This is a genomic window from Streptomyces sp. NPDC046977, assembly GCF_040644455.1.
In the GTDB taxonomy this organism is placed as follows: domain Bacteria; phylum Actinomycetota; class Actinomycetes; order Streptomycetales; family Streptomycetaceae; genus Actinacidiphila.
Window position 1 is genome coordinate 136324 of the sequence record NZ_JBEYWO010000019.1, and the last position, 25955, is coordinate 162278.

Here is a 25955-nt window from a genome sequence, read left to right on the forward strand (position 1 = left end):
GACAGTAAGGACCCGGTGGACGGCTCCACAAGGCTCCTGCGCGATGTTTTCGGCGCACTGATGATGAAGTGCGGATCTCTGTCTGTTTCTTGCGCGGCTTACGTGAATCATTGCGATCGCACGGGCGGGTGGGGGGAGGCGCTTCAGCGGTCCGAGAAGGGCCCGCCGGGGCCGAAGGCCCGGGCGGCGAAGCGGCGGCCCATCCGGCGGTAACCGGCCGCGTTGGGGTGCAGGCAGTCCGGCAGGTCGGCCACGTCGCCCGGGCCGAACAGCGCGCGGCCGTCCAGGTAGTGGAGGTCGCGGTCGCCCTCGGCGGCCCGTTCCGCGACGATACGGGCCAGCTCCGCGCGGATGACGGTCAGCGTCAGGGCGCCGCCCGGCACGTCGGACGGGTCGCCGAGGGCGACGACGCGCGGCCCGGCGGCGGAGACGTCGGGCGCGGTGGGCCCCGGGGTGGTCTCCACGGCGGGGCAGCTGATCGGGGAGACGACCAGCAGCGGGGTGCCCGGGTGGCCCTCGCGGACGGTGTCCAGGAAGCCGTGCACCGCCGGCCCGAACGAACGCAGCCGGAAGGCGGCCTGGTTGACGATGTTGATGCCCAGCTTGAGGCTGATCAGATCGGCCGGAAGGTCCCGGATCGTCCGGGCGACGTACGGGTCGAGCATGGCGTTGCCGCCGAGCCCCAGGTTCAGCAGCTCGGCCCCGGCGAGGGCCGCGGCCAGCGCGGGCCAGGTCGCGGTGGGGGAGTCGGCGGCGGCGCAGTGGCTGATGGAACTGCCGTGGTGCACCCAGCGCGGGCGCCCGGTCGGCCGCGGCGGCAGCACCTCGGCGTCCGCCCGGAGCCCGACCACTTCCGTACGGGTCTGCTGGGGCAGCCACAGTTCGAGGTCCTTCTCGCCCTCCGGCAGGCCCGCGAAGCGCACCCGGCCCGGCCGCCCCCGCTGCCGGCGTGCGGGCGGCGCGAAGAGGTCCGGCTTGTGCAGGACATGGCCGCGCGGGGCGGGCCGCGTCCCCGCGTACACGCCGTCCACGGTCAGGTCGACCGCGCCCGCGGGCAGCGGCTCCGGGCTGCCGTCGAGCTGCCACACCGAGGTCAGCAGCTCCAGTTCGACGGCGCGGGCCGCGGTACGGAACGCCAGCCGCACGCCGGACGGCAGGGCGGTGACCTCGTCCATGAAGACGTCCGGGTACTGCGAGCGCGTCCACGCGGGCAGCCGGCGCGGCAGCAGACCGGCCTCGGTGCGCTCCAGGTCGAGGGCGCCCCGGAACTCCACCGGCCCGCCGTCGAGCGGGATCTCGCGCAGGGCGCGCAGGGCAGTTGTCACGATTTCTCCCTGCCCGCGACCCGCGCCCGGCACACCGCGGCGCCCCGGCCCGTCAGGGGATCAGGACGACCTTGCCCGTCGTGCCCCGGGTCTCCAGCGCGGTGTGGGCGGCCGCCGCCTCCGCGAGCGGGAAGCGGTGGACCGCCGGCCGCAGCCGCCCGGCCGCCGCCTCGGCCAGGGCCTCCTCCTCCAGGGCGCGCAGGCCGCCGGGACCGCCGGCCCGCGCCATCGCGGGCCCGAGGACGACCGCGGAGGTGATGCCGCGCGCGGCCCGTTCCTCCTCGGGCAGGTACAGGGACCCGCCGGAGGCCCACCCGTACACCACGTGCCGCCCGCCGCGGCCGAGCAGGCCGACCGCCCCGCGCCCGAGGTCCCCGGAGACCGCGTCGAAGACGACGGTGGCGGCCCGCCCGCCCAGCGCGGCCCGCGCGGTGTCCGTCCAGCCGTCCGCCGTGTAGTCGACGGCCGCGCCGGCGCCGGACTCCCGGACCCGCGCGGTCTTCGCCGGGCCGCCGGCGAGCCCGAGCACGGTGGCCCCGGCGTTCCGGGCGGCCTGGACGAGCAGGGTGCCGATGCCGCCCGCGGCCGCCGTCACGACGGCCACGTCCTCCGGCCCGAGCGGGGCCTGCCGCAGGATGCCCATGGCCGTACGGCCGGTGCCGACCATGGCGACGGCCTCGGCGAAGCCCAGCCCGTCCGGCAGGAGGTGCAGCCGCTCGACGGAGGTCACGGCGCGTTCGGCGTAGCCCCCGGGCACCATGCCCAGGTGGGCGGTGACGCGCCGGCCGAGCCACTCGCGGCCGGCGCCCTCCCCGACCGCGTCGACGGTGCCGGCGACCTCGCGCCCGGGGACCGTCGGCAGGTCGGGCAGCGGATAGGGCCCGTCGAACGTGCCGGAGCGCAGCGCGGTGTCGATCATGTGGACCCCGGCCGCGGCGACCGCGATCCGCACCTGCCCCGGGCCGGGTTCCGGGTCCTCGATCTGCTCGTACCTCAGGTTGGCGGCGGGGCCGAAGGCATGGAGACGGATGGCGTGCACGAAGTGCCCCCCCTGGAGACGAACGCGGACATGAGAGCGGGCGGCCGGACCGGGTCCGCACCGCCCACTGTTCGTCCTCAACCGCGGTTGAGGTCAACCGCGTCACGCGAGGATGCGCGCCTTGGCCTTCTGGTACTCGTCCTCGGTGATGTGCCCGTTGCTCTTCAGGTCGGCGAGCTTGGCGAGCTGGTCGACCGGGCTCCCGGCGGACGCGTGCGCACCTGCCATGCCGGCCGTACCGGTGGAGCTGCCGTCACCGCCGCTCGCGGCGGCCTCGCGGACGTACTGCTTGAAGGCCGCGTCCGCCTCCTTGACCTGCTTCTGATCGCGTTCGGCCATGCTCTTTCCGCGGGCGATCACGTAGACCAGCACACCGAGGAACGGCAGGAAGATCAGGACGATGATCCAGCCCGCCTTGGCCCAGCCGCCCAGCGAGTGGTCGCGGAACAGGTCGCCGATGATCCGGAAGAGCAGGAAGAACCACAGCACCCAGCAGAAGATCAGGAGCATGGTCCAGAACAGGTTCAGCAACGGGTAGTCGTCCATGGCCCCCAGTGGACGGCGGCCCCCCGGGCGCCGCACTCCGGATACGGCCGTTCGGGCGATGCGTGGAGGCGGGTCAGACGCGCGGGAAACGGGCCTGCAGGTCCCAGATCGCGGGGTTGGCGTCCAGGCCGTCGTGCAGGTCGGTGAGGTCCGCCACCAGGTCGTGCAGGAAGTCGCGGGCCTCGCGCCGCAGGTCGGCGTGCGCGAAGGCGAGCGGCGGCTCGTCCGGGGCCCAGTCGGCGACGACGTCCACCCAGCCGAAGCGGCGCTCGAAGCGCAGCCGGTCGGTCGACTCGGTGAAGTCCAGTTCCGCGTGCTGGGGGCGGGCCGCGCGGCGGCCGAGCGGGTCGCGGTCCAGCTGCTCGACGATGTCGCACAGCGCCCACGCGAAGTCCAGGACCGGGACCCATCCCCAGGCTGTGGACAGTTCGCGGTCGGCCTTGACGTCCGCCAGGTAGACGTCCCCGCAGAACAGGTCGTGGCGCAGCGTCCGCACGTCCGCGGTGCGGTAGTCGGTCTGCGGCGGGTCGGGGAAGCGGCGGGAGAGCGAGTAGCCGAGGTCGATCACCCGCCGATGGTACGTGCCGGCCCCGCGGGCAGGTCCTTGTGCAGGACGGCGCAGGGGCGGCCCCTCTCGCGGTCCTCGCGGTGGTCCACGACCCGGTGGCCGAGCGCCGTCCAGAAGGCGAGCCCGCCGGGGTTGCCGTCGAGCACCGCCAGGCGCACGCCGTCCCGCCCCGCGGCGCGCAGGCGCTCCTCGACGCGTCCGGCGAGCTCCCGGCCCAGGCCCGCCCGCTGCCGGCCGCCGTGCACCATCAACAGGCCGATCCACGGGTACGGGTCGAGCGGGTCCGGGTGCTCGGCCAGGGTGACGGCGAGGCCCGCCAGGGCGCCGTCGGCCGCGTCACGGGCGAGCAGCACCTCCGCGGCGGGGTGCGCCCGTTCGGCGTCGAGGGCCGCGGCGACCTGGTCCGGGGTGACGCGGTCCGGGTCCGGGAAGTCGCCGCTCGCGCGGTGGAAGGCGGCGTTGGAGGCGTACAGCTCCGTCAGCTCGCCGAGCAGGGCACCGCCCAGGGGGACGCGGGGCGCGAGAGGTTCGAGGGGCGCGAGCAAAGGCATGCCCCGCACGCCGGTCGCGTGCGGGGCACCAGTCGCCCGGATGTCGGCGGGGTCGTTCAGAGGGAGACACCGAAGTCGGTGGCGATACCGGCCAGGCCCGAGGCGTAGCCCTGGCCCACGGCGCGGAACTTCCACTCGGCGCCGCTGCGGTACAGCTCGCCGAAGACCATGGCGGTCTCGGTGGCGGCGTCCTCGCTCAGGTCGTAGCGGGCGATCTCGGCGCCGCCGGCCTGGTTGATGATGCGGATGTAGGCGTTGCGGACCTGGCCGAAGTTCTGGGTGCGCGTCTCGGCGTCGTAGATGGAGACCGGGAAGACGATGCGGTCGAGGTCGGCGGGCAGTGCCGCCAGGTTGACGTTGATCGCCTCGTCGTCGCCCGCGCCCTCGCCGGTGCGGTTGTCGCCGGTGTGGACGATGGACTGGTCGGGGGTCTGCTTGTTGTTGAAGAAGACGAAGTGGGCCTCGGAGTAGACCTTGCCGCCCGTGTTGAGCGCGATGGCGCTCGCGTCGAGGTCGAAGTCCGTGCCGGTGGTCGTGCGGACGTCCCAGCCCAGCCCGACCGTGACGGCCGTCAGGCCCGGAGCTTCCTTGGTGAGCGAGACGTTGCCGCCCTTGGACAGGCTTACAGCCATGGGAGTCCCCTCCGTGATGTCGGTCGTACGTGCCGACGCTGACGCTACCTTCACCGGGGTGAACGCGGTCAGGGGCGCGCACGGTTCCTTAACGGCGCGAAAACCCTGTGACGAGGGCGCCCCCTGCCGGGATCATGGGGAGCATGTCCGGATCGCAGCCGCTCGTCGTCCGCGGCTCGGTCTCCGTCCCGGAGGCCGAGCTCCAGTGGCGTTTCTCCAGGTCGTCCGGGCCGGGCGGCCAGCATGTGAACACCTCCGACAGCCAGGTGGAGCTGCGCTTCGACCTGGCCGCCACGGAGTGCCTGCCCCCGGTGTGGAAGGAACGCGCCCTGGAGCGCCTCGCGTCCCGCCTGGTGGGCGGTGTCGTGGTCGTACGGGCCTCGGAGCACCGCTCGCAGTGGCGCAACCGGGAGACGGCGCTGACCCGTCTCGCGGCGCTGCTCGCCGAGGCGACCGCGCCGCCGCCGAAGGTGCGCCGGCCGACGAGGATCCCGCGCGGGATCAACGAGCGGCGGCTGCGGGAGAAGAAGCAGCGCGGCGAGACCAAGCGCGGGCGCGACCCGCGGGGCTGGGGCTGAGCCGCGCGGGGCCGGGCGGGCGCCCGGCTCAGCTCAGGTGCCGGTAGCGGCCGCGGAAGTACACCAGCGGAGCGCCGTCCGCGCTGGGCGTGCGGGCGGTCAGCACCCGCCCGATGACCAGGGTGTGGTCGCCGGCCGTCACGCGCTGGTCGGTCTCGCACTCCACGACCGCCAGGGCCCCGCCGAGGACGGGCGCGCCCGAGGCCTCGCCGCGGTAGTAGGCCACGTCCTCGAAGAGCAGGCGGTCGCTGATGCGGCCGCGCATCGCGAAGCGCCCGGCGATGTGCCGCTGGCTCTCGCTGAGCACGGAGACGGCCCAGCGCGGACAGCGCTCCAGCACGTCGTCCATCCGGGAGTCCTCGCGCAGGCTCACCAGCACCATCGGCGGGTCCAGGGAGACCGAGACGAAGGCGGTCGCGGTCATGCCGACGTCCTCGCCGTTCGGGCCGTCCTCGGGGTCGTGCGCGGTCACGAGGACGACACCCGCGGCGAGTCGGCTCATGGCGGCGCGGAAGGCTTCGCCGTCCACGGCCTGGGGCGCTGGCTCGGAACCGTCGGGCACGGTCCCAGGATGCGGGATCACGGGCGGGGAGGTGATTGACTGTGGCACGCCACGACGCTAGCCGTAGCAACGCCGCACCCGCATCGGACTTGGGATCGAGCCTGGTCCTAGGACCTCCCCCCGGACCGCGATTCCGCCGTCCGACCCCCGCTCACCTGGCCGCTTGTGTTCAATGGGTGAGGCGCCCCCCGGCGAGCTCTACGCTGCGTGATCGGAACACGACAATCATCTGTGACTTGAGTCACAGGTGACATGAATTGTTGACCCTGTGTACCGGTCGTGGTGCTCGCTGTGATTCAGTTGCGGTGGGAATCGGACCACAACGGACCACAAGCAGTCTCAGGAGTTGTCGTCGAGGGCCCGGGAGAGCGCATGGACACCGAGTCGGAGCCGTATGTCCGCCTCGCGACCCTGCGCCAGGTGCACCAGGTGGTGGCGGACCTCAACACCGGGCGCAGTCTCGCCGACACCCTGCAGGCCGTCGCCGACGGCGTGGTCAAGGGGCTGGGCTTCGAGCTGGCCGTGGTCAACCTGGTCCGCCCGGACAGCGACCTGGTCGTCGCCGCCGTCGCCGGGAGCGCCGCCGCCGAGGCCCTGATGGCCGGACGCGTGGGCTCGCGCGCCTCGTGGGAGCGCCGGCTGGGCATGGGCGAGCACTGGGGCGCGCTGCGCTTCATACCCCACCACGAGGGCTGGGTGCTGGACGGCGACGACGTCCCCAGCTGGCCCGGCGACGGACCGCTGCCCCGCTTCCCCGACGAGTGGCACCCCGAGGACCGGCTGCTCGCCCCGATGTACGCCAATCCCTCCGGGGCCGGCGAACTGATCGGCGTGATCTCCGTGGACCGCCCGGTGGGCGGCCGCCGCCCCGGCCCCTGGGGCCGCGAGGCGCTGCAGATGTACGCCTTCCAGGCCGCCATCGCCATCAGCAACGCGCGTCTACGTGCAAATATGCAACGCGCGCTGGTCCGCCTGGAGCGCGAGCAGCAGGCCCTGCGCGCCAGCGAGGAGAGCTTCCGGCAGGCCTTCGAGTACGCCCCCAGCGGCATGGCCGTCGCCGAGATGGGCGGGGACCAGCACGGCAAGCTCGTGCGGACCAACGACGCGCTGTGCCGGCTGCTCGGCCGCCCCGCGGCCGTACTGCGCCGCCACTCCTTCGCCGACCTCGTCCACCCCGAGGACGTCGGCGTCCTGCTGCGCACCAGCGCCGAGGGCGGCCGCGCCGAACTGCGGCTGCAGCGCCGCGACGGCTCCTACCTGTGGGTGAGCCTGCGCAACTCCGTCGTCGCCGACACCGCCGACGGCCCCCGCTTCCTGCTCACCCACGTCGAGGACATCGAGGAGCGCAAGGGCCGCGAACTGGCCCTCGCCCACCGCGCCAGCCACGACTCGCTCACCGGACTGCCCAACAGCGCCGAACTGCGCGCCCGGCTGTCCGGCAGGATCTGCTCCCGGCCGCAGGCCCCGGACGCCGACGGCCACACCGCCGCGGACGCGGGCGACGAGTTCGCGTACAGCTACGGCTTCGACCCGATCGAGGGCGGCGTGCCCCCGCTGGCCGGCTACGACCACCACACGCACACGGTCCCGCCCGCCGACGACCCCGAGGGCGGCAAGGGCCTCGCGGTGCTCTTCTGCGACCTCGACGGCTTCAAGTCGATCAACGACCGCTTCGGCCACCACACCGGCGACGCCGTCCTCATCGAGGTCGCCCGCCGGCTCACCAGCGCCGTGCGCGACGGTGACACCGTTGCCAGGCTCGGCGGCGACGAGTTCGTCGTCCTCGCCGACGGCCTGGGCCGCGAGGACGCCGAGGACCTCGCCGTGCGGCTGCGGAACGCGATCATCCCCCCGATCCGCTTCGAGGGCCGCGCGGTCCGGGTCGGGGCGAGCTTCGGCATCGGCTGGGCGGGCTGCGGGATGACCGCCGACGAGGTGCTGCACTCCGCCGACCAGCGCATGTACATCGAGAAGCGGTCCCGCAACGGCACGCGCAGCCACCGCCGCGCCGGCTGACCGGTCCCGCACCCCGCGCCCGATTCCTCCTCCGCGACGGCCCCACGTCCAACCTGCGGAGTACCCGGGATCGCTCTGCCGGTTGACTCCCGCACACGTGCGGCGTGCCTACGCTGGGTTACGTGCAGCGTCTCTACGACTTCCTCCGCCGGCACCCGACATGGGTCGACACCTTCTGGGCCGTCGCCCTGCTCGGGTTGTCGAGCCTGTGGATGGCGGCGGGGGACCTCGAACCGGACACGCGGGCCGCGGCCATCCCGCTGTCGCTGGCGCTGTCCCTGGTGGTCGCCCTGCGCCGCCGGGCGCCGGAGCGGATGCTGCTGCTGACGATCGTGGTCGGCGTCGCGCAACTGGTGGCCGATGTCCGGGTGAACCCGGGCGACTTCGCCATGCTCGTGATCATCTACACCGTCGCCGCCAACAGCGCGCTCTGGGCGTCCCGGCTGGCACTGATCGGCGGCCTCCTGGCCTCGCCCATCGCGTCGGTGCGCTGGCCCGACGACCGCCAGAGCGGCTGGGCGCAGGTCGTCGGGGCGGTCTTCGTGGCCATCCCCTTCGCGCTGGCCTGGGTCATCGGCGACAGCCTGCGCACCCGGCGCGCCTACTACGCGGAGCTGGAGGAGCGGGCCGCCCGCCTCCAGCGCGAACGCGAGGCCCAGTCGAAGGCCGCGGTCGCGGCCGAACGCGCCCGCATCGCCCGAGAGCTGCACGACGTCGTCGCGCACAATGTGTCGGTCATGGTGGTCCAGGCCGACGGCGCGGCCTATGTGCTGGACGCCTCGCCCGAGCAGGCCAAGCAGGCACTGGAGACCATCTCCAGCACCGGCCGCCAGGCGCTCACCGAGATGCGCCGGCTGCTGGGCCTGCTGCGCACCGGGGACGCCGCCGGCGGCGAGTACGTCCCGCAGCCCGGGGTCGACCAGCTCGGCGACCTCGTGGAGCAGGTGCGCGGCGCCGGACTGCCCGTGGTCTTCGAGGTCGAGGGCGACTCGCGCCCGCTGGCCAGCGGCGTGGAGCTGACCGCGTACCGGATCGTCCAGGAGGCCCTGACCAACACCCGCAAGCACGGCGGCCCGGACGTCCGGGCCAATGTGCGGCTCACCTTCCGCGACAGCGAACTGGCCCTGCTGATCGAGGACGACGGGCGCGGCGCGCAGCAGGAGCTGTACGAGTCGGGCGGCGAGGACGGGCAGGGCCAGGGCCTGATCGGCATGCGCGAACGGGTCGGCATGGTCGCCGGCACCCTCGACGCCGGCCCGCGGCCAGGCGGCGGCTTCCGGATCAGCGCGGTGCTGCCCGTGAAGGCCGCGCGGTAGCGGCGGCGCGCCGGATCGGCCGGCACAGGACAGCAGGACCCGACAACCCGAGACAACCCGACCCAGGGAAAGAGGCAGCGCTACCCATGGCGATCCGCGTGATGCTCGTCGACGACCAGGTGCTGCTGCGCACCGGCTTCCGCATGGTGCTGCAGGCCCAGCCCGACATGGAGGTCGTCGCCGAGGCGGGCGACGGCGCGGAGGCGGTGGAGACGCTGCGCTCCACCGCGGTGGACGTCGTGCTGATGGACGTCCGCATGCCCAAGCTCGACGGGGTGGAGGCGACCCGGCTGATCTGCGGCGGCGCCGACGGCACCGCGACCCGCGGCCGGGAGCCCGGCGACGGGCCCCGTGTGCTGATCCTGACCACCTTCGACCTCGACGAGTACGCCTTCTCCGCGCTCAAGGCGGGCGCCAGCGGCTTCATGCTCAAGGACGTCCCGCCGGACGAACTGCTGGCCGCCATCCGCGCGGTCCACAGCGGTGACGCGGTCGTCGCGCCCAGCACCACCCGCCGCCTGCTGGACCGCTTCACGCCCCTGCTGCCGAGCGTGTCGCAGCCGACCCACAAGGAGCTGGACCGGCTGACCGACCGCGAGCGCGAGGTGCTGCTGCTGGTCGCCCAGGGCCTGTCCAACGGGGAGATCGCCGCGAAACTGGTGCTGAGCGAGGCGACCGTCAAGACCCACGTCGGCCGCATCCTCACCAAACTCGGCCTGCGCGACCGCGTACAGGCCGTCGTCCTCGCCTACGAGACCGGCCTCGTCAAGGCCGGCGGCGGCGCCGGGTAGCCGCCCGGCCGACCGGCTTGCGGCGGATCGGGCGATACCGGGCGGACGTCCCGCGTACACCCGCCGGACGGACGGCTGGGGCAGCGTGAGCGCCATGAACCGGGATCACACGCCGTCCTCCGTGGACGGGCTCATGGCACTGCTGGCCGACTGCGAGGACGCCTGGGACACCCCGGACCGCTCCGGCGACCCGGTGGACATCCTCGACCACGGCCTCCAGGTCGCCGCCGTCCTCGCCGAGCGGCACCCCGGCGACGAGGAACTCCAGGTCGCCGGGCTCGTCCACGACATCGGGCACTACCTGTACCCCGGGGACGAGGCCGGCCACGGCGAGCACGCCGCCGCGGCCGTCGCCGGCCTCCTCGGCGAGCGGGTGGCCCGCCTGGTCGCCCTCCACATCCCGGCCAAGCGCTACCTGGCGGCCACCGACACCACCCTCGCCCTCTCCCCGGAGAGCGCCCGCACCCTGGGCTGCCAAGGCGGCCCGATGACGCCGGGGGAGGCCGCCGCCTTCGAGGCCGCCCCCGACTTCGAGGCGGCGGTCGCCCTGCGCCGCGCCGACGACGCCGGCAAGATCGTCGGCCTGCGGGCGCCGGGCCTCGACCACTGGCGGCCCGTTGTGGAGCGGGTCGCCGCGGCGGCGGCCCGCTAGGCCGCCTGGCGCGCTCCAGGGTCACCCTGGTGGCGCCGCCCACGCTGCTGCCGATCGGCGTCGAGAACTGGCCCTGCGAGGTCTCGTACGACCTGGACGCGGTGCTCTCCAAGACCGACGTCATGATGCCGCGCGTCCAGCGCGAGCGCATGAACGCCGCCTTCTTCCCGACCGGGCGCGAGTACGCGCGCCGCTACGGCCGCTACGGCCTCCGGACGGCCGCCCTGCCGGAGCACGCCGTCGAGCAGGTCAGGAACGGCGTCAGCATCCGGATGGCCGTCCTGTACCTGCTGCTCGGCGGCGCCGAGCCCGCCTTCGGCGCGGGGGAGTCGCCCGCATCGTCCGAGCGGTCCGGCCGCGCCGACGACCGTTGGGAGGCGCCCCCAGGCGGGCACTCCCCGGCCTTCCGCCGGGGGAGCTGCCGCATCGTCCGAGCAGCGGCGCCTTGCGGCACACCGCACCTGGGGGAGCCGCGGGATCTGCCCTCCGGGTCGAAACAGGCCCCTAGGAGTCCTTGCGGACCTCGCGCACGAAGCCGAGGAAGTCGTCCACGGCCCCGGCGACGTCCTCCGCGTCCCACTCCAGGGCGGAGGCGGCGACCGTCACCTCGGTCATGGCCGTCCCCGGCGCCTCGCCGGCCGACCAGCGGCCGAAGAGCGCGGTGCGGGTCTGCTCCGCCTGCCGCACGCCCGCCTCGTTGAGCACCTCGGGCGCCTCCGCGAGCCAGACCTGGAACTGGTGGGTGTGCGGCACGTCCGGGTGCACCTGCGACCAGCCGGCCTGCGCCAGGCTCCGCCGCAGGGCCGCCGCGACGGTCTTGGCATGGGCCACGTACTCCGGCAGCCGGGGCAGTTCGCGGTCCAGGCCGTCCAGCGCGGCCAGGACGGTGGGCCACTGCTGGAAGAGCAGGCCGCCGTAGCGGTGGCGCCAGGCGCGGAACTCGGCGGCCAGGTCGGACGGGGCGGCCAGGGCGGCGCCCGCGACACCGCCGAGCGACTTGTAGAACGAGACGTAGACGCTGTCGGCCAGGCCCGCGATCTCCTCCAGCGGCTTCCCGAAGTGCGGCGGGCACTCCCACAGCCGGGCCCCGTCGAAGTGGACGACCGCGTCGCGCTCGCGCGCGGCCTCCACGACCGCCGTCAGGTCCTCCCAGGAGGGCAGGACGAAACCGGCGTCGCGCAGCGGCAGTTCCAGCATGAGCGTGCCGAAGGGTTCGTCCAGCTCGCGTATCTCCTGGGCGTCCGGCAGCCGCCGCGCGGTGGTCGGGTGCACGGTCCGCAGTCCGCTGAGCGCCGACAGCGCCCCGCGTTCGTGCCGTTCGGGGTGGGCGAGCGGGTGCAGAGCGACGGCGGGGTTGCCGGTGCGGCCCGCCCAGCAGCGCAGCGCGACCTGCTGGGCCATGGTGCCGGTCGGGAACCAGACCGCCTCCTCGGTGCCGAGCAGCCGGGCCACCCGCTGCTCCACCTCGGCCACGACACCGTCGCCGTACATGTCGGTGGGTGCGTCCAGCCCGTCCCGGGCCGCCAGCCGGGTCAGCCGCTCCCGCATCGTGGGGTACTTGCCGTGCGACAGCACCCGGTCGCTGGCGTTGACGGCGGCGATCCGCCGCGCCTTCTCGTCGTCCACAGAGGTCATGCCCCGATCCTGCCGTGCCGGAGGGAGCCGGGGAACATTCGCGTAGCATTGACGAGAACGTCCGGTACCCCCGCGAGGACTGGAACGGAAGGCAAGCCAGCGTGAACGCATCGCACTCCCCGGGGCCCCTGCCCCCCGACGTGGAGGCCCGCCCCGCGCGGCTCACGGTCGGCGTCGTCGGCGCGGGACGGGTCGGTCCCGCGCTCGCGGCCGCGCTGCGGATGGCGGGGCACCGCCCCGTCGCCGCGTCCGGTGTCTCCGACGCCTCGCGCCGCCGGGCCGCCGCCCTGCTGCCCGACGTGCCGCTGGTGGAGCCCGCCGAGGTGCTGGCCCGTGCCGACCTGGTGCTGCTGACCGTGCCCGACGACGCGCTGCCGGACCTGGTGACGGGGCTCGCCGGGACCGGGGCGGTCCGGCCGGGCCAGCTGCTGGTGCACACCTCCGGCCGGTACGGCACGGGCGTCCTGGCCCCCGCCCTGCGCGCGGGCGCGCTGCCGCTCGCGCTGCACCCGGCGATGACGTTCACCGGCACCTCCGTCGACGTGCAGCGGCTGGCGGGGTGCTCCTTCGGCGTCACGGCCCCGCAGGAGCTGCGGATGGCCGCCGAGGCACTGGTCATCGAGATGGGCGGCGAGCCCGAGTGGATCGAGGAGTCGGCCCGGCCGCTCTACCACGCGGGCCTGGCCATCGGCGCCAACCACCTGGTCACCCTGGTCGCGCAGTCCATGGAACTGCTGCGCGCCTCCGGCGTCGCCGAGCCCGGCCGGATGCTCGGCCCGCTGCTCGGCGCCGCCCTCGACAACGCCCTGCGCTCCGGCGACGCCGCGCTGACCGGTCCCGTGGCCCGCGGCGACGCCGGTACGGTCGCCGCCCATCTGGCCGAACTGCGCGCCCACGCGCCGGAGATGGCGGCGTCCTACCTCGCGATGGCCCGCGCCACCGCGGACCGGGCGCTGGCCGGCGGCCTGCTGAAGGCGGAGTTCGCGGAGGCGCTGCTCGGCGTCCTCGCCGACGGAACCGGCGGCACCGGCGGAACGGACGGAACCGGCGGGCCCGGTGCGGCCGGCGGCGGGGATCGGGGAGAGCGATGACGGAACTGGTCCACACCGCGCACGAGCTGAGGGCGGCCGTCGAAGGCCGGTCCGGCGCCACGGGCGTGGTGATGACGATGGGCGCCCTGCACGAGGGCCACGCGACCCTGGTCCGCACCGCCCGCGAACGGGTCGGCGACGGCACCGTGGTCGTCACCGTCTTCGTCAACCCGCTCCAGTTCGGCCCGAACGAGGACTTCGACCGCTACCCGCGCACCCTCGACGCCGACCTGAAGGTCGCCGAACAGGCGGGCGCGGACGTGGTGTTCGCCCCCTCGGCGGACGAGGTGTACCCCGGCGGGCAGCCCCAGGTGCGGATCAGCGCCGGGCCGATGGGCGAGCGCTACGAGGGCGCCTCCCGTCCCGGCCACTTCGACGGGATGCTCACCGTCGTCGCCAAGCTGCTCCATCTGACCCGGCCCGACATCGCGTTCTACGGTCAGAAGGACGCCCAGCAGCTCGCCCTGATCCGGCGCATGGCCACCGACCTGAACTTCCCCGTCGAGATCGCCGGCGCCCCCACCGTGCGCGAGCCTGACGGCCTGGCCCTGTCCAGCCGCAACCGCTACCTCTCGGAAGGGGAGCGCCGCACCGCCCTGGTGCTGTCCCGGGCCCTGTTCGCCGGCCGTGACGCGGCCGGGCGGGGGCCGGAGGCCGTACGGGCCGCCGCCCGGGCGGTCCTGGACGGCGAACAGGGCTTGAGCGTGGACTACCTGGCCCTCGCCGACCCCCGCGACTTCTCCGAGGCGGCCGGGGACCACACCGGACCGGCGGTGCTCGCCGTCGCCGCCCGGGTCGGCGCGACGCGCCTGATCGACAACCTGCCACTCGACTTCGGAGGCGCCCTGTGAGCACCACCGGCATACGGCTGCTCGCCCCCGCGCCCGGCTGGGCGCACGAGGCCGACGTGGTGGTGGTCGGCTCCGGCGTCGCCGGGCTGACGGTCGCGCTGCGCTGCGCCGCGCAGGGGGCCAGGGTCACCGTCGTGACCAAGGCCCACCTGGACGACGGCTCCACCCGCTGGGCCCAGGGCGGCATCGCCGCGGCCCTCGGCGAGGGCGACACCCCGGCGCAGCACCTGGACGACACGCTGGTGGCGGGCGCCGGGTTGTGCGACGAGGAGGCGGTCCGCGTCCTGGTCACCGAGGGCCCCGACGCGGTGCGCCGGCTGATGGCGACGGGCGCGCACTTCGACACCAGCGAGACCACCGGCGAGGTCCTGCTGACCCGCGAGGGCGGCCACCACCGCCGCCGCATCGCGCACGCGGGCGGCGACGCGACGGGCGCGGAGATCTCGCGGGCCCTGATCGAGGCCGTACGCGAAGCCAGGATCGAGTTCATCGAGAACGCCCTGGTCCTGGATCTGCTCACCGATGCCGACGGCAACACCGCGGGCGTGAGCCTGCACGTCATGGGCGCGGGGCAGCGCGACGGGGTCGGCTCGGTCCGGGCCCGGGCCGTGGTGCTGGCCACCGGCGGCATGGGCCAGGTGTTCTCCGCGACGACCAATCCCGCGGTGTCGACCGGTGACGGCGTGGCGCTGGCGCTGCGCGCCGGGGCGGAGGTGTCGGACCTGGAGTTCGTCCAGTTCCATCCGACGGTGCTCTTCCTCGGCCGCGACGCGGAGGGCCAGCAGCCGCTGGTCTCCGAGGCGGTGCGCGGCGAGGGCGCCCACCTCGTGGACGCCGACGGCGTGCGCTTCATGCTGGGGCAGCACGAGCTGGCCGAGCTGGCCCCGCGGGACATCGTCGCCAAGGGCATCACGCGCAGGATGCAGGAGACCGGCGCCGACCACATGTTCCTGGACGGCCGCCATTTCGGGGCCGAGATGTGGACCAAGCGCTTTCCCACGATCCTGGCCGCCTGCCGCGCCCACGGCATCGACCCGGTGACCGAGCCGATCCCGGTCGCCCCGGCCGCGCACTACGCCTCCGGCGGCGTCCGCACCGACCTGCACGGCCGGACGACCGTGCCGGGCCTGTACGCCTGCGGCGAGGTCGCCTGCACCGGTGTGCACGGCGCCAACCGGCTGGCGTCCAACTCCCTCCTCGAAGGGCTGGTCTTCGCCGAGCGGATCGCCGCCGACATCGCCGCCCACCCCGCGGACCCCGGCGCCCCGGTGATCCCGGCCCCCAGCCGCTTCCCGCTGCTGCCCTCCGAGGCGCGGTACGCGATCCAGCGGATCATGACGCGCGGCGCCGGCGTGCTGCGCAGCGCGGCCAGCCTGGAGGAGGCGGCGGGGGCCCTGCACCGGATGTACGCCGACGCCGCCGAGCTGCTGGAGCGCGACGGCAAGACCGCGGAGCCCTGCGTGGAGACCTGGGAGGCGTCCAACCTCTGCCTGGTCTCCCGGGTGCTCGTGGAGGCCGCCCGGCGCCGTGAGGAGACCCGCGGCTGCCACTGGCGCGAGGACCGGCCGGAGCGGGACGACGCCGCCTGGCGGCGGCACATCGTCGCCACCCTCGACCCGCCCGCCCCCCGCGGCCTCCGGCCGGGCGGGGCGGTGCCCGCCACACCCGCTACTCTCACCATCCGCACCACCGACACAGCGGACTTCGCCCCCGGCCCCCGGCCCGGGGGAGCCCACCCGACCCGCCCTGGAACGGAGCAGCAGCGATGAGCACGCCCGAGCAACCCCTCCTGCAGATCGGCGGCCCGAGCGGCGGCGGGGGCGGTGGCTGCGGTGACGGCTGCGGCTGCGGCGCCGGCGACGAGCACGGGTACGACCCCCACGAGTGCGGCCTCGACCCGGGCCTGGCCCAGCTGCTGGCGGAGTCCGGCCTGGACCCGGTGCTGGTCGAGGACATCGCGCACATGGCGATCGAGGAGGACCTGGACGGCGGGGTGGACGTCACCACCGTCGCCACGATCCCCGAGGACGCCTTCGCCACCGGCGACTTCACCGCCCGTGAGGCGGGCGTGGTGGCCGGGCTGCGGGTCGCCGAGGCGATCCTGTCCGTGGTGTGCGACGACGAGTTCGAGGTGGAACGGCACGTCGAGGACGGCGACCGGGTCGAGGCCGGCGAGGTGCTGCTCTCCGTCCGCAGCCGGACGAGGGACCTGCTGACCGCGGAGCGCAGCGCGCTCAACCTGCTGTGCCGGCTGTCGGGCATCGCCACCACGACCCGCCGCTGGGCGGACCTGCTGGAGGGCACGAACGCCCGGGTGCGCGACACCCGCAAGACCACCCCGGGCCTGCGCGCGCTGGAGAAGTACGCGGTGCGCTGCGGCGGCGGCGTCAACCACCGCATGTCGCTGTCGGACGCGGCCCTGGTCAAGGACAACCACGTGGTCGCCGCGGGCGGCGTCGCGGCCGCCTTCGAGGCCGTGCGGGACGCGTTCCCGGACCTGGCCATCGAGGTCGAGGCCGACACCCTGCACCAGGTCCGCGAGGTCCTGGAGGCGGGCGCGGACCTGATCCTGCTGGACAACTTCACCCCCGCCGAGACCGAGGAGGCCGTCGCGCTGGTCGCCGGCCGCGCCGCGCTGGAGTCCTCGGGCCGGATCACCCTGGAGACCGCCCGGGCCTACGCCGAGACCGGCGTGGACTACCTGGCGGTGGGCGCCCTGACCCACTCCTCGCCGATCCTCGACATCGGCCTCGACCTGCGCGCCGAGGGCGAAGGGCCGGAGTGGGACTGATGCTTCTCACCATCGACGTCGGCAACACCCACACCGTGCTGGGCCTGTTCGACGGGGACGACATCGTCGAGCACTGGCGGGTCTCCACCGACCCGCGCCGCACGGCGGACGAGCTGGCGGTCCTGATGCAGGGCCTGATGGGCATGCACCCGCTGCTCGGCGAGGAGCTCGGCGACGGCATCCACGGCATCGCGATCTGCTCGACGGTGCCCTCCGTGCTGCACGAGCTGCGCGAGGTGACCCGCCGCTACTACGGGGACGTCCCCGCGGTCCTCGTGGAGCCCGGGGTGAAGACCGGGGTCCCGGTGCTCGCCGACAACCCGAAGGAGGTCGGCTCCGACCGGATCATCAACTCGCTGGCCGCCGTGCACCTGTACGGCGGCCCGTGCATCGTCGTGGACTTCGGCACGGCCACCACGTTCGACGCGGTCACCGCGCGCGGCGAGTACGCGGGCGGTGCCATCGCCCCCGGCATCGAGATCTCGGTGGACGCGCTCGGGGCGCGGGGCGCGCAGCTGCGCAAGGTCGAGCTGACCCGGCCGCGCAGCGTCATCGGCAAGAACACCATCGAGGCGATGCAGTCCGGCATCCTGTACGGCTTCGCGGGCCAGGTGGACGGCGTGACCGAGCGGATGGCACGGGAGCTGGCGGACGACCCGGACGACGTCACCGTCATCGCCACCGGCGGCCTGGCGCCCCTGGTGCTGGGCGAGTCGGCGGCCATCGACGTCCACGAGCCGTGGCTGACGCTCATCGGGCTCCGCCTGGTCTACGAGCGCAACGTCCAGGCGCCCTGACGGGCGGCCGGCGGGCCGTCGGCACGGCACGCCCGGGCATATCTGGTTACGCGTATTTTGTCCGCTTAGTACGTAAAGTCAGTGCATGCCCACGCCACACGGGTCCCGAGGCGGAATGGCGTTCAGCGCGGATGAACTGCGCGTGCTCCGGCGCGCCCTCTCAGCGGCCCTCCAGTCCAGCACCACGACCCCCACGCCCGACGATGTGCGGGACTATCTGCGTCTTGTCGAGGACGTGGACGAGGCGGCCCGGGAGGCCGGGCGGCTGCGCACCTTCCTGCTCGCGGAGCTCGCCCGCTACCGGGCGGCGCTGCCCGGCAGCGCGGCCGGCTACCTCGAGCGGCTGACCGGTGCGCTCGACACGGGCTACGTCCCCGTGCCGGACGACCTCACGGCGCTGCGCATGCTGCGCACCCATCCGTCCTCCGCGGCCGAGACGCACCGCCGGTACGGCGTACTGCGCCGCTGCGAGCACCTCGCGGAGCTGGATGTCCGCGCCCGGCTCGCGGCCCGCATCCCGGCGCCCGCCGCGCCGCCCGTCACGGCGCGCCCCGGGCGCACCAGGCTGCGTGCCCTGCCCGGCGGCCGGACCGCCGCCGACGACCCCGCGGAACGCGGCGGGGGCCGGGAACCGAAGCCGGCGCCGCGGCCGGACCCGAGAACGCCGCCGGCCGATCCCGGCGGCCCCGAGCACGACGAGCCCAAGCGCAAGGTGCCCACCCCGGCGGAGATCTTCCCGCCGCGCCGGCGCACCCCGCCCCGGCCGCCGGAACAGCTCGCCACGGGCTGACCCGGTTCCTCGGGGCCGACCGGGCCGCCCGGGCATACCGGGCGCCGGGGCCGCGCGGGGGCGTGGCTACTCTGGTCGCATGGACTACGTCTCCGCGCTCGTGCCCCCCGCCGTGATGGCCATCGCGTTCACCTTCCTCATCAGGACGCTGATCAAGAGCCAGGGCGGGGCCAACAAGGCCAAGGAGGACGCGGTGGTGGACGCCGCGCTCTCCGTCAACGCCACCGCTGCCGCCGCTCCGGCCCCCCGGCCGGGCGGCGCCGAACCCCGGGTCTGATCCCCGGGGTTCTCCGGCGTTCCGGGGCATTCCGCCCGATTGCCACTAGTATTCGGGTGTGCCCCGTCCTCTGGGAGACCTCGAAGACGCCGTCATGACACGGGTGTGGCGCTGGAACCGCCCGGTGACGGTACGCGAAGTGCTCGAAGATCTGCGTCGGGAACGCTCCATCGCGTACACCACGGTCATGACCGTAATGGACAACCTCCATCAGAAGGGATGGCTGCGCCGGGAAGCCGAAGGGCGCGCCTATCGCTATGAGGCGGTTTCCACGCGTGCCGCTTACTCCGCCGCGCTGATGCACGAGGCGTGGGCCGCGAGTGACAACCCGGCGGCCGCCCTTGTCGCCTTCTTCGGGATGATGTCGGCGGAACAGCGAGAAGCGCTCCGCGACGCAATGCGCGTCGTCCAATCCGCTGAACCGGCTCAACCCGCTCAACCCGCAGAACACGCCGACCCCGGCGGGACACCGGGATCGGGCGGACGATAGCGTCCGCACATGCCCGTCGCTTCAAATGACGTCACCATCCGCCGGGCGCGCACGGGTGATGTGCCGGCCGTCCGGCGACTGCTCGACGCCTATGTCCGGGAGCGCATCCTGCTGGACAAGCCGACCGTCACGCTTTACGAGGACATCCAGGAGTTCTGGGTCGCCGAACGCGACCAGGACGCCGAGGTCGTGGCCTGCGGGGCGCTCCACGTCATGTGGGAGGACCTCGCCGAGGTGCGCACTCTGGCGGTCGACCCGGTCCACCACGGCAACGGCATCGGGCATCTCGTACTGGAGAAGCTGCTGCAGACCGCGCGTTGGCTGGGAGTGCGGCGAATTTTCTGCCTCACCTTCGAAGTGGACTTCTTCGTGAAGCACGGCTTCGTGCAGATCGGTGAGACGCCGGTCGACGGCGATGTCTTCGGGGAGCTGCTGCGGTCAAAGGACGAGGGTGTGGCCGAGTTCCTCGACCTCGAACGAGTGAAACCGAACACCTTGGGCAACAGCCGGATGCTGTTGCATCTCTGACGCCGCTCCGCGGCTGCCTCCGGGACAACAGTATGTCCGATACGTTCCCCGGCGGAAGACCGTGTGCGGGGTGATGGGCCGGAGCAGTTCGGGCAAGGGGTTTGAGTTTTCCGGGAAAAGGCGGTTTGCTTTTACCGGTTATCCGTATTCGATGAAAGGGAAGCCGGTGGCACAGAAGGTTCAGGTCCTTCTTGTTGACGACCTCGACGGCGGCGAGGCGGATGAGACCGTGACGTTCGCACTCGATGGAGTGACTTACGAGATCGACCTCACCACCGACAACGCCGACAAGCTCCGCGGCCTGCTGGGCCCCTACGTGGACGGCGGCCGGCGCACCGGTGGCCGTGCGGGCCGCGGCCGCACCGTGAAGGCCGCCTCCCGCGGCGGCTCGGCGAGCCAGGACACCGCGAAGATCCGCGCCTGGGCCAAGGAGGCGGGCTACGAGGTCAACGACCGCGGCCGCGTCCCGGCGCAGATCCGCGAGGCGTACGAGAAGGAGCACGGCTGACCGGTCCGGCCGGTGCGCAGCCGGACCCGGTGGCAGGCGTTCGCCAGCGCGGACACCAGGGCCACCAGGCCGACGGGTCCCCCGTCGGCCGGGCAGCCCGCGACCGTCATGGCGGGCAAGTGCGGCGCGCCCGTGTGGCTGTGCCCGCCCCTGGTGGGCGGACGCAGCCACACGGGCGCGCCGTCGTTCCGCGGGGCGGCGGCCGCTCCTGGCCGCGCGGGCGCGTCGTATCCCTGGAGCGGCACCAGGTCCAGCGGGACGCCGGTCCACTCCAGCCAGTCCAGCAGCCCGGGGATTTCCGCGGCGCCGCCCGCGGCCACGCAGAACCGCATGCGCGGCCCCGCCAGGGCCACGGGCCCGGTCCGCGGGGCCGGGAAGCGGTCCAGCACCTCGTAGCCGGCGGCCGCGGGCACGTCGAGGGCGTCCATGCCCGTGGTGCCCGGCGTGTCCGCCGTGTCCGTGCCTCGTAGGCCCTGCATGCCCCGCATGACGTGCGCAACGCCGCGGACCCGGCCACGGTTACGAGGGCCGTCACCAGGAGTACCCGGGTGCCGGTATCCGTCACTGTCCGTGAATTCCCGGGACGCAAGCCTGTTCGCCTGTAGCAGACAGCGGGCGCGCTCCTCGCATGGACTGTCGGTGGGAGCGGGTAAGAAAATACCTAGTGGGAAGGGACGACGGTCGTGTCGGACAGGCGGGGCGTTCGCCCTCGGCGTACTGGACAAAGGGCTATCCGCCTGGCCTGCGGGAACATCGTCTCGCACCATCAAGTTGTGGCTGTTGTCGACGGCGCGGGGGGTAAACGACCTCGCGAGGTGTCGACGGTTGAAGTGAGCTGCCCCGCTGTGCGGGACTAGCATGCGGAAGGACAGGGAGGGGACACGCCCCTAACTGCCCGACCGCTCTGAGGAGCGATTAACGATGTTCGAGAGGTTCACCGACCGCGCGCGGCGGGTTGTCGTCCTGGCTCAGGAAGAAGCCCGGATGCTCAACCACAACTACATCGGCACCGAGCACATCCTCCTGGGCCTTATCCACGAGGGTGAGGGTGTCGCCGCTAAGGCCCTGGAGAGCCTCGGGATTTCGCTCGAGGCGGTCCGCCAGCAGGTCGAGGAGATCATCGGTCAGGGCCAGCAGGCCCCGTCCGGTCACATCCCCTTCACCCCCCGGGCCAAGAAGGTCCTGGAGCTGTCGCTCCGTGAGGCCCTCCAGCTCGGCCACAACTACATCGGCACCGAGCACATCCTGCTCGGCCTGATCCGCGAGGGCGAGGGCGTCGCCGCCCAGGTCCTCGTGAAGCTGGGCGCCGATCTGAACCGGGTGCGGCAGCAGGTCATCCAGCTGCTCTCCGGCTACCAGGGCAAGGAGGCCGCCACCGCCGGCGGCCCCGCCGAGGGCACCCCCTCGACCTCGCTCGTCCTGGACCAGTTCGGCCGCAACCTCACCCAGGCCGCTCGTGAGACCAAGCTCGACCCGGTGATCGGGCGCGAGAAGGAGATCGAGCGCGTGATGCAGGTGCTGTCGCGCCGCACCAAGAACAACCCCGTCCTCATCGGCGAGCCCGGCGTCGGCAAGACCGCCGTCGTCGAGGGCCTGGCCCAGGCCATCGTCAAGGGCGAGGTCCCCGAGACGCTGAAGGACAAGCAGCTCTACACGCTGGACCTCGGCGCCCTGGTCGCCGGCTCCCGCTACCGCGGTGACTTCGAGGAGCGCCTGAAGAAGGTGCTCAAGGAGATCCGGACCCGCGGCGACATCATCCTGTTCATCGACGAGCTCCACACCCTGGTGGGTGCGGGTGCCGCCGAGGGCGCGATCGACGCCGCCTCGATCCTCAAGCCGATGCTCGCCCGCGGTGAGCTGCAGACCATCGGCGCGACCACGCTCGACGAGTACCGCAAGCACCTGGAGAAGGACGCGGCCCTGGAGCGCCGCTTCCAGCCCATCCAGGTCGCGGAGCCGTCGCTGCCGCACACCATCGAGATCCTCAAGGGCCTGCGGGACCGCTACGAGGCCCACCACCGCGTGTCCATCACGGACGCCGCCCTGGTGGCCGCGGCGACCCTCGCCGACCGCTACATCTCGGACCGCTTCCTGCCGGACAAGGCGATCGACCTGATCGACGAGGCCGGTTCCCGGATGCGCATCCGCCGGATGACCGCTCCGCCGGACCTGCGCGAGTTCGACGAGAAGATCGCCGACGTGCGCCGGGAGAAGGAGTCCGCGATCGACTCGCAGGACTTCGAGAAGGCGGCCTCGCTGCGCGACAAGGAGAAGCAGCTCCTTGCCGGCAAGACCAAGCGCGAGAAGGAGTGGAAGGCCGGCGACATGGACGTCGTCGCCGAGGTCGACGAGGAGCTGATCGCCGAGGTCCTGGCCACGGCCACGGGCATCCCGGTCTTCAAGCTCACCGAGGAGGAGTCCTCGCGTCTGCTGCGCATGGAGGACGAGCTGCACAAGCGCGTCATCGGCCAGAAGGACGCGATCAAGGCCCTCTCGCAGGCGATCCGCCGCACGCGGGCCGGTCTGAAGGACCCCAAGCGCCCCGGTGGCTCGTTCATCTTCGCCGGCCCGTCCGGTGTCGGTAAGACCGAGCTCTCCAAGACGCTCGCCGAGTTCCTCTTCGGCGACGAGGACGCGCTGATCCAGCTCGACATGTCCGAGTTCAGCGAGAAGCACACCGTCTCGCGGCTGTTCGGCTCCCCGCCCGGATACGTCGGCTACGAGGAGGGCGGCCAGCTCACCGAGAAGGTGCGCCGCAAGCCGTTCTCCGTCGTCCTCTTCGACGAGGTCGAGAAGGCCCACCCGGACATCTTCAACAGCCTGCTGCAGATCCTGGAGGACGGTCGGCTGACCGACTCCCAGGGCCGGGTCGTGGACTTCAAGAACACGGTCATCATCATGACCACCAACCTCGGCACCCGGGACATCTCCAAGGGCTTCAACCTCGGCTTCGCGGCCGCGGGTGACGTCAAGACCGGGTACGAGCGGATGAAGGCCAAGGTCGGCGAGGAGCTCAAGCAGCACTTCCGCCCCGAGTTCCTGAACCGTGTCGACGACATCGTGGTCTTCCACCAGCTCAGCGAGGAAGACATCATCCAGATCGTCGACCTCATGATCGCCCGGGTGGACGAGCGCCTCAGGGACAAGGACATGGGCATCGAGCTCAGCCCCGAGGCCAAGTCCCTGCTCGCCAAGCGCGGCTACGACCCCGTGCTGGGTGCCCGTCCGCTGCGCCGGACGATCCAGCGCGAGATCGAGGACGTGCTCTCCGAGAAGATCCTCTTCGGTGAGCTGCGCACCGGTCACATCGTGGTCGTGGGCACCGAGGGCGAGGGCGAGAACATCAAGTTCACCTTCCGCGGTGAGGAGAAGGTGGCCGTCGCCGACGCCCCGCCGGTCGAGGCGGCCGGCAGTGGCGGCTCGGGCCCGAACCTGAGCAAGGACGCGTAAGCGCGCCGTAGAACACCGGGGCCGGCCCCGTCCGTACACAAGTACGGGCGGGGCCTGCTCATTTGTGTTCCCGATGAACCCACCCTTGTTGTGCTCGTCTGATTTATGGAAAGGTGAGCCCTGCTCGCGCGCGGGAATCCTTCTGTCTTCCTTCTCCGTGGGCCGGTGTCGCGCCGTCATTCCCGCAGGCATTCCCGATGAGCTGATCCAGGCGAAGGGAGAGAGCACACCTCCCGGTGCCCCGGCCCCGCGTCCCCCCACGTAGCTGCGTGCCCGCCGGTGGAATGGTTCGTACTTTTCCCGGTGCGGCGAACGCGGAAGGAAACGCTCGTTGAAGGATTCGTTCTCCTCGAATTCCCCGCACCCCGGCCATTTGTTCGACGTTCCGGACGAGGCCCTGTCGGTGGAGCTCAGAAACTTCTCGGGAAAACCAGCCGTCCACCAGCCCTTCGAGGAGTTGCTGGCCCGCCATTGGCGGCCGGTCTTCGAGTACGCGGAGTTGTGCGCCGTCTCCGGGCACACGGCGGGCATCCTCGCCTCGGCGGCCTTCACCCGGGTCTTCGTCGACACGCTGCGGCTGACCGGGCCGTCGGCCGCCTGGCGCCCGGAGCTCCTGGTCACCGTCCACCGCATCGCGGAGGAATGGGCCACCGACCGCCGGCGCGCCTCGCTCCACCGCGGGCTGCGGCTGCGCGGCGACCAGACCGATCCGCGGCTGGCCGTCCCGGACAACCGCCGGCTGGTCCACCGGGCGTTCCAGCGCCTCCCCGAACCGGCCCGCTGCCTGCTCTGGCACGTCGAGGTCGACGCGGAGACCGTCGCCGTGCCGGCCGCCCTGCTCGGCGTCGGCCAGGAGAAGGCCGCCGGGCAGCTGGAGCTCGCGCGCACCCGCTTCCGCGAGGCCTGTGTCCAGGCCCACCGCGACCTGGCCCCGTACGAGAGCTGCCTGCAGTTCAGCCGGCTGCTCGACATCTCCGTCCACCGGGGCGGCGCCGGGCTCGTGCCCGATCTGCAGCGCCACATCGCCAAGTGCGACCACTGCCGCTACGCCGCCGAGCAACTCGACCACTCCGGCGACCGCTTGGGCACGCTGATCGCCGAGGCGGTGCTGGTCTGGGAGGCACGGACCTATCTCGACTCCCGCCCCGCGCGCCGTGCGGCGCGTGACAACGATGCCGCGGCCGCCGCGGGCGGCCCCTCGGGGCCCCGGCACGGCGGCCGGCGCCGGAAGGCCGGCGGGCTGCTGCGCCGGCGGCCGGGAGCGGCCGGGGCGACGGCGCTGGGGGTCGGCGGCGCCGTCCTGCTCGTGTCGGCCGTCGCCGGTCTCTCCGGGCTCCTCTCGGACGGCGGCACCGACGACCGGGCCTCGGCAGGCGTCTTCCCGGGCGCGTCCTTCCCCGCCTCCGCGTCCCTCTCCGCCCCCGCCTCGCCCTCGGCGCCCGCCAGGGCGCCCGGCTCCGGCACCGTCACCGCCGACCCGGTACCGGGCGGGGGCCTGCGCGGGCGGCTGCGCAACCAGGGCAGCGACCTGTGTGTCGACCTGACCGGGCGCGGCACGGCCCTGGGCACGACGGCGCGCACCGCGGTGTGCGGCTCCGGGGCCACCCAGTTCTGGACGTACGAGCGGGACGGGCTGCTGCGCAGCGTCGCCGAGCCCTCGTACTGCCTCAACTCGCATCGGGGCGCGGCGCTCGAACTGGGGCTGTGCACCGCCTCGTTCGTCACCGGTGCAGAGGACGTGCGCTACGACCTGACGCTCACCGGCGACCTCGTACCGCGCTGGAACCAGCAGCTGGCCGTCGCGCCGGACGGTGCGGAACAGGGGGCCGGGGTCGTCCTCGCGCCGCGCGACAGCCGCTCCGCGCAGCGCTGGTCCCTGGACGCCACGGTGGTCCCGTCGCGCTTCCGGTCGGTCGCGGACGGCCGCACGGCCGTGGTCCTTGCCGGGCTGAATTCCGCCGAAGAAAGGCTGTGACGGCTTTTCCCGATGCGTGGCGCGGGCCACAGGACTTTGGTCCCCAGGGGCGGTCTTTCGTCCCTCGGGGGCCATTTCCTTTGGTCCCGCGGGCGGTGACCTGACCCACGTGACCTGGGACACGTACGAAGGTCATTAGAGGAGTACGGCCCGGTGGGACAGGGGTCCGCGCCGCATCCGGGGAATTGCCTACTAT

At 73.2% G+C, this 25955-nt stretch carries 26 protein-coding genes and 1 pseudogene; 18 read left to right on the forward strand and 9 right to left on the reverse strand.

Features of this window, described 5'->3' with window-relative positions; all coding sequences use genetic code 11:
- Positions 1 to 143: 143 nt before the first annotated feature.
- From ABZ883_RS26555 to ABZ883_RS26580, 6 genes are all read right to left on the reverse strand, one after another.
- Positions 144 to 1325 carry a GDSL-type esterase/lipase family protein gene (locus ABZ883_RS26555; RefSeq protein WP_360910256.1) on the reverse strand — a complete coding sequence of 394 codons (1182 nt, stop codon included), beginning with the start codon at positions 1323 to 1325 and terminating at the stop codon, positions 144 to 146.
- Positions 1326 to 1377: 52 nt separating this feature from the next.
- Entirely contained in the window at positions 1378 to 2364 is a 987-nt protein-coding gene (locus ABZ883_RS26560) for a zinc-binding dehydrogenase (RefSeq protein WP_360910258.1), read from the reverse strand.
- Between the two features lie 102 nt (positions 2365 to 2466).
- Positions 2467 to 2910, reverse strand: coding sequence for an SHOCT domain-containing protein (locus tag ABZ883_RS26565; protein WP_360910260.1), 444 nt, complete (start codon positions 2908 to 2910; stop codon positions 2467 to 2469).
- Between the two features lie 73 nt (positions 2911 to 2983).
- Complete coding sequence (locus ABZ883_RS26570) at positions 2984 to 3478, reverse strand: hypothetical protein (protein ID WP_360910262.1); 495 nt, start codon at positions 3476 to 3478, stop codon at positions 2984 to 2986.
- Complete coding sequence (locus ABZ883_RS26575) at positions 3475 to 4029, reverse strand: GNAT family N-acetyltransferase (protein WP_360910264.1); 555 nt, start codon at positions 4027 to 4029, stop codon at positions 3475 to 3477. Before ABZ883_RS26575 ends, ABZ883_RS26570 begins: the two co-directional genes overlap by 4 nt.
- Positions 4030 to 4085: 56 nt before the next feature.
- A complete protein-coding gene (locus tag ABZ883_RS26580; protein ID WP_360910266.1) occupies positions 4086 to 4661 on the reverse strand; it encodes a TerD family protein in 576 nt (191 codons plus the stop codon).
- A gap of 134 nt (positions 4662 to 4795) precedes the next feature.
- Between ABZ883_RS26580 and arfB the strand changes: the two genes are divergently transcribed.
- Positions 4796 to 5239: an alternative ribosome rescue aminoacyl-tRNA hydrolase ArfB gene (arfB, locus tag ABZ883_RS26585; RefSeq protein ID WP_360910268.1), complete on the forward strand. Its 444-nt coding sequence runs from the start codon at positions 4796 to 4798 to the stop codon at positions 5237 to 5239.
- Positions 5240 to 5267: 28 nt separating this feature from the next.
- Here the strand turns inward: arfB and ABZ883_RS26590 are convergent, their stop codons facing one another.
- On the reverse strand, positions 5268 to 5741 hold the full coding sequence (locus tag ABZ883_RS26590) for a flavin reductase family protein (protein WP_360910373.1): 474 nt from the start codon (positions 5739 to 5741) through the stop codon (positions 5268 to 5270).
- Between the two features lie 432 nt (positions 5742 to 6173).
- Between ABZ883_RS26590 and cdgB the strand changes: the two genes are divergently transcribed.
- From cdgB to ABZ883_RS26615, 5 genes and pseudogenes are all read left to right on the forward strand, one after another.
- Positions 6174 to 7817, forward strand: coding sequence for a diguanylate cyclase CdgB (cdgB, locus tag ABZ883_RS26595; protein ID WP_360910270.1), 1644 nt, complete (start codon positions 6174 to 6176; stop codon positions 7815 to 7817).
- Positions 7818 to 7939: 122 nt separating this feature from the next.
- On the forward strand, positions 7940 to 9133 hold the full coding sequence (locus tag ABZ883_RS26600) for a sensor histidine kinase (RefSeq protein WP_360910272.1): 1194 nt from the start codon (positions 7940 to 7942) through the stop codon (positions 9131 to 9133).
- Positions 9134 to 9219: 86 nt separating this feature from the next.
- Positions 9220 to 9924 carry a response regulator transcription factor gene (locus ABZ883_RS26605; protein WP_360910274.1) on the forward strand — a complete coding sequence of 235 codons (705 nt, stop codon included), beginning with the start codon at positions 9220 to 9222 and terminating at the stop codon, positions 9922 to 9924.
- Positions 9925 to 10018: 94 nt separating this feature from the next.
- On the forward strand, positions 10019 to 10576 hold the full coding sequence (locus ABZ883_RS26610) for an HD domain-containing protein (RefSeq protein WP_360910276.1): 558 nt from the start codon (positions 10019 to 10021) through the stop codon (positions 10574 to 10576).
- A 20-nt stretch (positions 10577 to 10596) separates the two neighbouring features.
- Positions 10597 to 10890: pseudogene (locus ABZ883_RS26615) on the forward strand (aspartate carbamoyltransferase); the annotation flags it as partial.
- A gap of 190 nt (positions 10891 to 11080) precedes the next feature.
- Here the strand turns inward: ABZ883_RS26615 and ABZ883_RS26620 are convergent.
- The gene (locus ABZ883_RS26620; protein WP_360910278.1) at positions 11081 to 12211 is read right to left on the reverse strand and encodes an aminotransferase class I/II-fold pyridoxal phosphate-dependent enzyme; all 1131 of its coding nucleotides are present in this window, start codon (positions 12209 to 12211) and stop codon (positions 11081 to 11083) included.
- 101 nt (positions 12212 to 12312) lie between these two features.
- Between ABZ883_RS26620 and ABZ883_RS26625 the strand changes: the two genes are divergently transcribed.
- The 10 genes from ABZ883_RS26625 (at position 12313) to ABZ883_RS26670 (ending at position 20334) form a co-directional block, all read left to right on the forward strand.
- The gene (locus ABZ883_RS26625; RefSeq protein ID WP_360910280.1) at positions 12313 to 13302 is read left to right on the forward strand and encodes a DUF2520 domain-containing protein; all 990 of its coding nucleotides are present in this window, start codon (positions 12313 to 12315) and stop codon (positions 13300 to 13302) included.
- On the forward strand, positions 13299 to 14153 hold the full coding sequence (gene panC, locus ABZ883_RS26630) for a pantoate--beta-alanine ligase (RefSeq protein WP_360910282.1): 855 nt from the start codon (positions 13299 to 13301) through the stop codon (positions 14151 to 14153). Before ABZ883_RS26625 ends, panC begins: the two co-directional genes overlap by 4 nt.
- Positions 14150 to 15922, forward strand: coding sequence for an L-aspartate oxidase (locus ABZ883_RS26635; RefSeq protein WP_360910284.1), 1773 nt, complete (start codon positions 14150 to 14152; stop codon positions 15920 to 15922). Before panC ends, ABZ883_RS26635 begins: the two co-directional genes overlap by 4 nt.
- A complete protein-coding gene (nadC, locus tag ABZ883_RS26640; protein WP_360910286.1) occupies positions 15919 to 16944 on the forward strand; it encodes a carboxylating nicotinate-nucleotide diphosphorylase in 1026 nt (341 codons plus the stop codon). The genes ABZ883_RS26635 and nadC overlap by 4 nt, the downstream gene beginning before the upstream one ends.
- Positions 16944 to 17741, forward strand: a complete 798-nt coding sequence (locus tag ABZ883_RS26645) for a type III pantothenate kinase (RefSeq protein WP_360910288.1) — start codon at positions 16944 to 16946, stop codon at positions 17739 to 17741. Before nadC ends, ABZ883_RS26645 begins: the two co-directional genes overlap by 1 nt.
- A gap of 85 nt (positions 17742 to 17826) precedes the next feature.
- Positions 17827 to 18531 carry a hypothetical protein gene (locus ABZ883_RS26650; RefSeq protein WP_360910290.1) on the forward strand — a complete coding sequence of 235 codons (705 nt, stop codon included), beginning with the start codon at positions 17827 to 17829 and terminating at the stop codon, positions 18529 to 18531.
- 79 nt (positions 18532 to 18610) lie between these two features.
- Positions 18611 to 18808, forward strand: a complete 198-nt coding sequence (locus ABZ883_RS26655) for a hypothetical protein (protein WP_360910292.1) — start codon at positions 18611 to 18613, stop codon at positions 18806 to 18808.
- 58 nt (positions 18809 to 18866) lie between these two features.
- Positions 18867 to 19298: a BlaI/MecI/CopY family transcriptional regulator gene (locus tag ABZ883_RS26660; protein WP_360910294.1), complete on the forward strand. Its 432-nt coding sequence runs from the start codon at positions 18867 to 18869 to the stop codon at positions 19296 to 19298.
- 9 nt (positions 19299 to 19307) lie between these two features.
- On the forward strand, positions 19308 to 19826 hold the full coding sequence (locus ABZ883_RS26665; RefSeq protein ID WP_360910296.1) for an amino-acid N-acetyltransferase: 519 nt from the start codon (positions 19308 to 19310) through the stop codon (positions 19824 to 19826).
- Positions 19827 to 19992: 166 nt separating this feature from the next.
- On the forward strand, positions 19993 to 20334 hold the full coding sequence (locus ABZ883_RS26670; protein WP_360910298.1) for an Lsr2 family protein: 342 nt from the start codon (positions 19993 to 19995) through the stop codon (positions 20332 to 20334).
- Here ABZ883_RS26670 and ABZ883_RS26675 read toward each other — a convergent pair.
- The gene (locus tag ABZ883_RS26675) at positions 20265 to 20813 is read right to left on the reverse strand and encodes an SCO3374 family protein (protein ID WP_360910300.1); all 549 of its coding nucleotides are present in this window, start codon (positions 20811 to 20813) and stop codon (positions 20265 to 20267) included. The two genes, ABZ883_RS26670 and ABZ883_RS26675, sit on opposite strands and share 70 nt — an antisense overlap.
- Before the next feature lie 442 nt (positions 20814 to 21255).
- Here ABZ883_RS26675 and ABZ883_RS26680 point away from each other — a divergent pair, with 442 nt between their 5' ends.
- Complete coding sequence (locus ABZ883_RS26680; RefSeq protein WP_360910302.1) at positions 21256 to 23784, forward strand: ATP-dependent Clp protease ATP-binding subunit; 2529 nt, start codon at positions 21256 to 21258, stop codon at positions 23782 to 23784.
- A gap of 331 nt (positions 23785 to 24115) precedes the next feature.
- On the forward strand, positions 24116 to 25759 hold the full coding sequence (locus tag ABZ883_RS26685) for a ricin-type beta-trefoil lectin domain protein (RefSeq protein ID WP_360910304.1): 1644 nt from the start codon (positions 24116 to 24118) through the stop codon (positions 25757 to 25759).
- Positions 25760 to 25955 lie beyond the last annotated feature (196 nt).

What these genes read in the sequence shown, in the direction of transcription:
- ABZ883_RS26620 (WP_360910278.1), bottom strand. Translation starts at nt 12,211, where the DNA reads ATGACCTCTGTGGACGACGAGAAGGCGCGGCGGATCGCCGCCGTCAAC.
- ABZ883_RS26605 (WP_360910274.1), top strand. Translation starts at nt 9,220, where the DNA reads ATGGCGATCCGCGTGATGCTCGTCGACGACCAGGTGCTGCTGCGCACC.
- ABZ883_RS26565 (WP_360910260.1), bottom strand. Translation starts at nt 2,910, where the DNA reads ATGGACGACTACCCGTTGCTGAACCTGTTCTGGACCATGCTCCTGATC.
- ABZ883_RS26580 (WP_360910266.1), bottom strand. Translation starts at nt 4,661, where the DNA reads ATGGCTGTAAGCCTGTCCAAGGGCGGCAACGTCTCGCTCACCAAGGAA.
- ABZ883_RS26650 (WP_360910290.1), top strand. Translation starts at nt 17,827, where the DNA reads ATGCCCACGCCACACGGGTCCCGAGGCGGAATGGCGTTCAGCGCGGAT.
- ABZ883_RS26665 (WP_360910296.1), top strand. Translation starts at nt 19,308, where the DNA reads ATGCCCGTCGCTTCAAATGACGTCACCATCCGCCGGGCGCGCACGGGT.
- ABZ883_RS26610 (WP_360910276.1), top strand. Translation starts at nt 10,019, where the DNA reads ATGAACCGGGATCACACGCCGTCCTCCGTGGACGGGCTCATGGCACTG.
- ABZ883_RS26575 (WP_360910264.1), bottom strand. Translation starts at nt 4,029, where the DNA reads ATGCCTTTGCTCGCGCCCCTCGAACCTCTCGCGCCCCGCGTCCCCCTG.
- panC (WP_360910282.1), top strand. Translation starts at nt 13,299, where the DNA reads ATGACGGAACTGGTCCACACCGCGCACGAGCTGAGGGCGGCCGTCGAA.
- cdgB (WP_360910270.1), top strand. Translation starts at nt 6,174, where the DNA reads ATGGACACCGAGTCGGAGCCGTATGTCCGCCTCGCGACCCTGCGCCAG.
- nadC (WP_360910286.1), top strand. Translation starts at nt 15,919, where the DNA reads ATGAGCACGCCCGAGCAACCCCTCCTGCAGATCGGCGGCCCGAGCGGC.
- arfB (WP_360910268.1), top strand. Translation starts at nt 4,796, where the DNA reads ATGGGGAGCATGTCCGGATCGCAGCCGCTCGTCGTCCGCGGCTCGGTC.
- ABZ883_RS26680 (WP_360910302.1), top strand. Translation starts at nt 21,256, where the DNA reads ATGTTCGAGAGGTTCACCGACCGCGCGCGGCGGGTTGTCGTCCTGGCT.
- ABZ883_RS26645 (WP_360910288.1), top strand. Translation starts at nt 16,944, where the DNA reads ATGCTTCTCACCATCGACGTCGGCAACACCCACACCGTGCTGGGCCTG.
- ABZ883_RS26655 (WP_360910292.1), top strand. Translation starts at nt 18,611, where the DNA reads ATGGACTACGTCTCCGCGCTCGTGCCCCCCGCCGTGATGGCCATCGCG.
- ABZ883_RS26590 (WP_360910373.1), bottom strand. Translation starts at nt 5,741, where the DNA reads ATGAGCCGACTCGCCGCGGGTGTCGTCCTCGTGACCGCGCACGACCCC.
- ABZ883_RS26675 (WP_360910300.1), bottom strand. Translation starts at nt 20,813, where the DNA reads ATGCAGGGCCTACGAGGCACGGACACGGCGGACACGCCGGGCACCACG.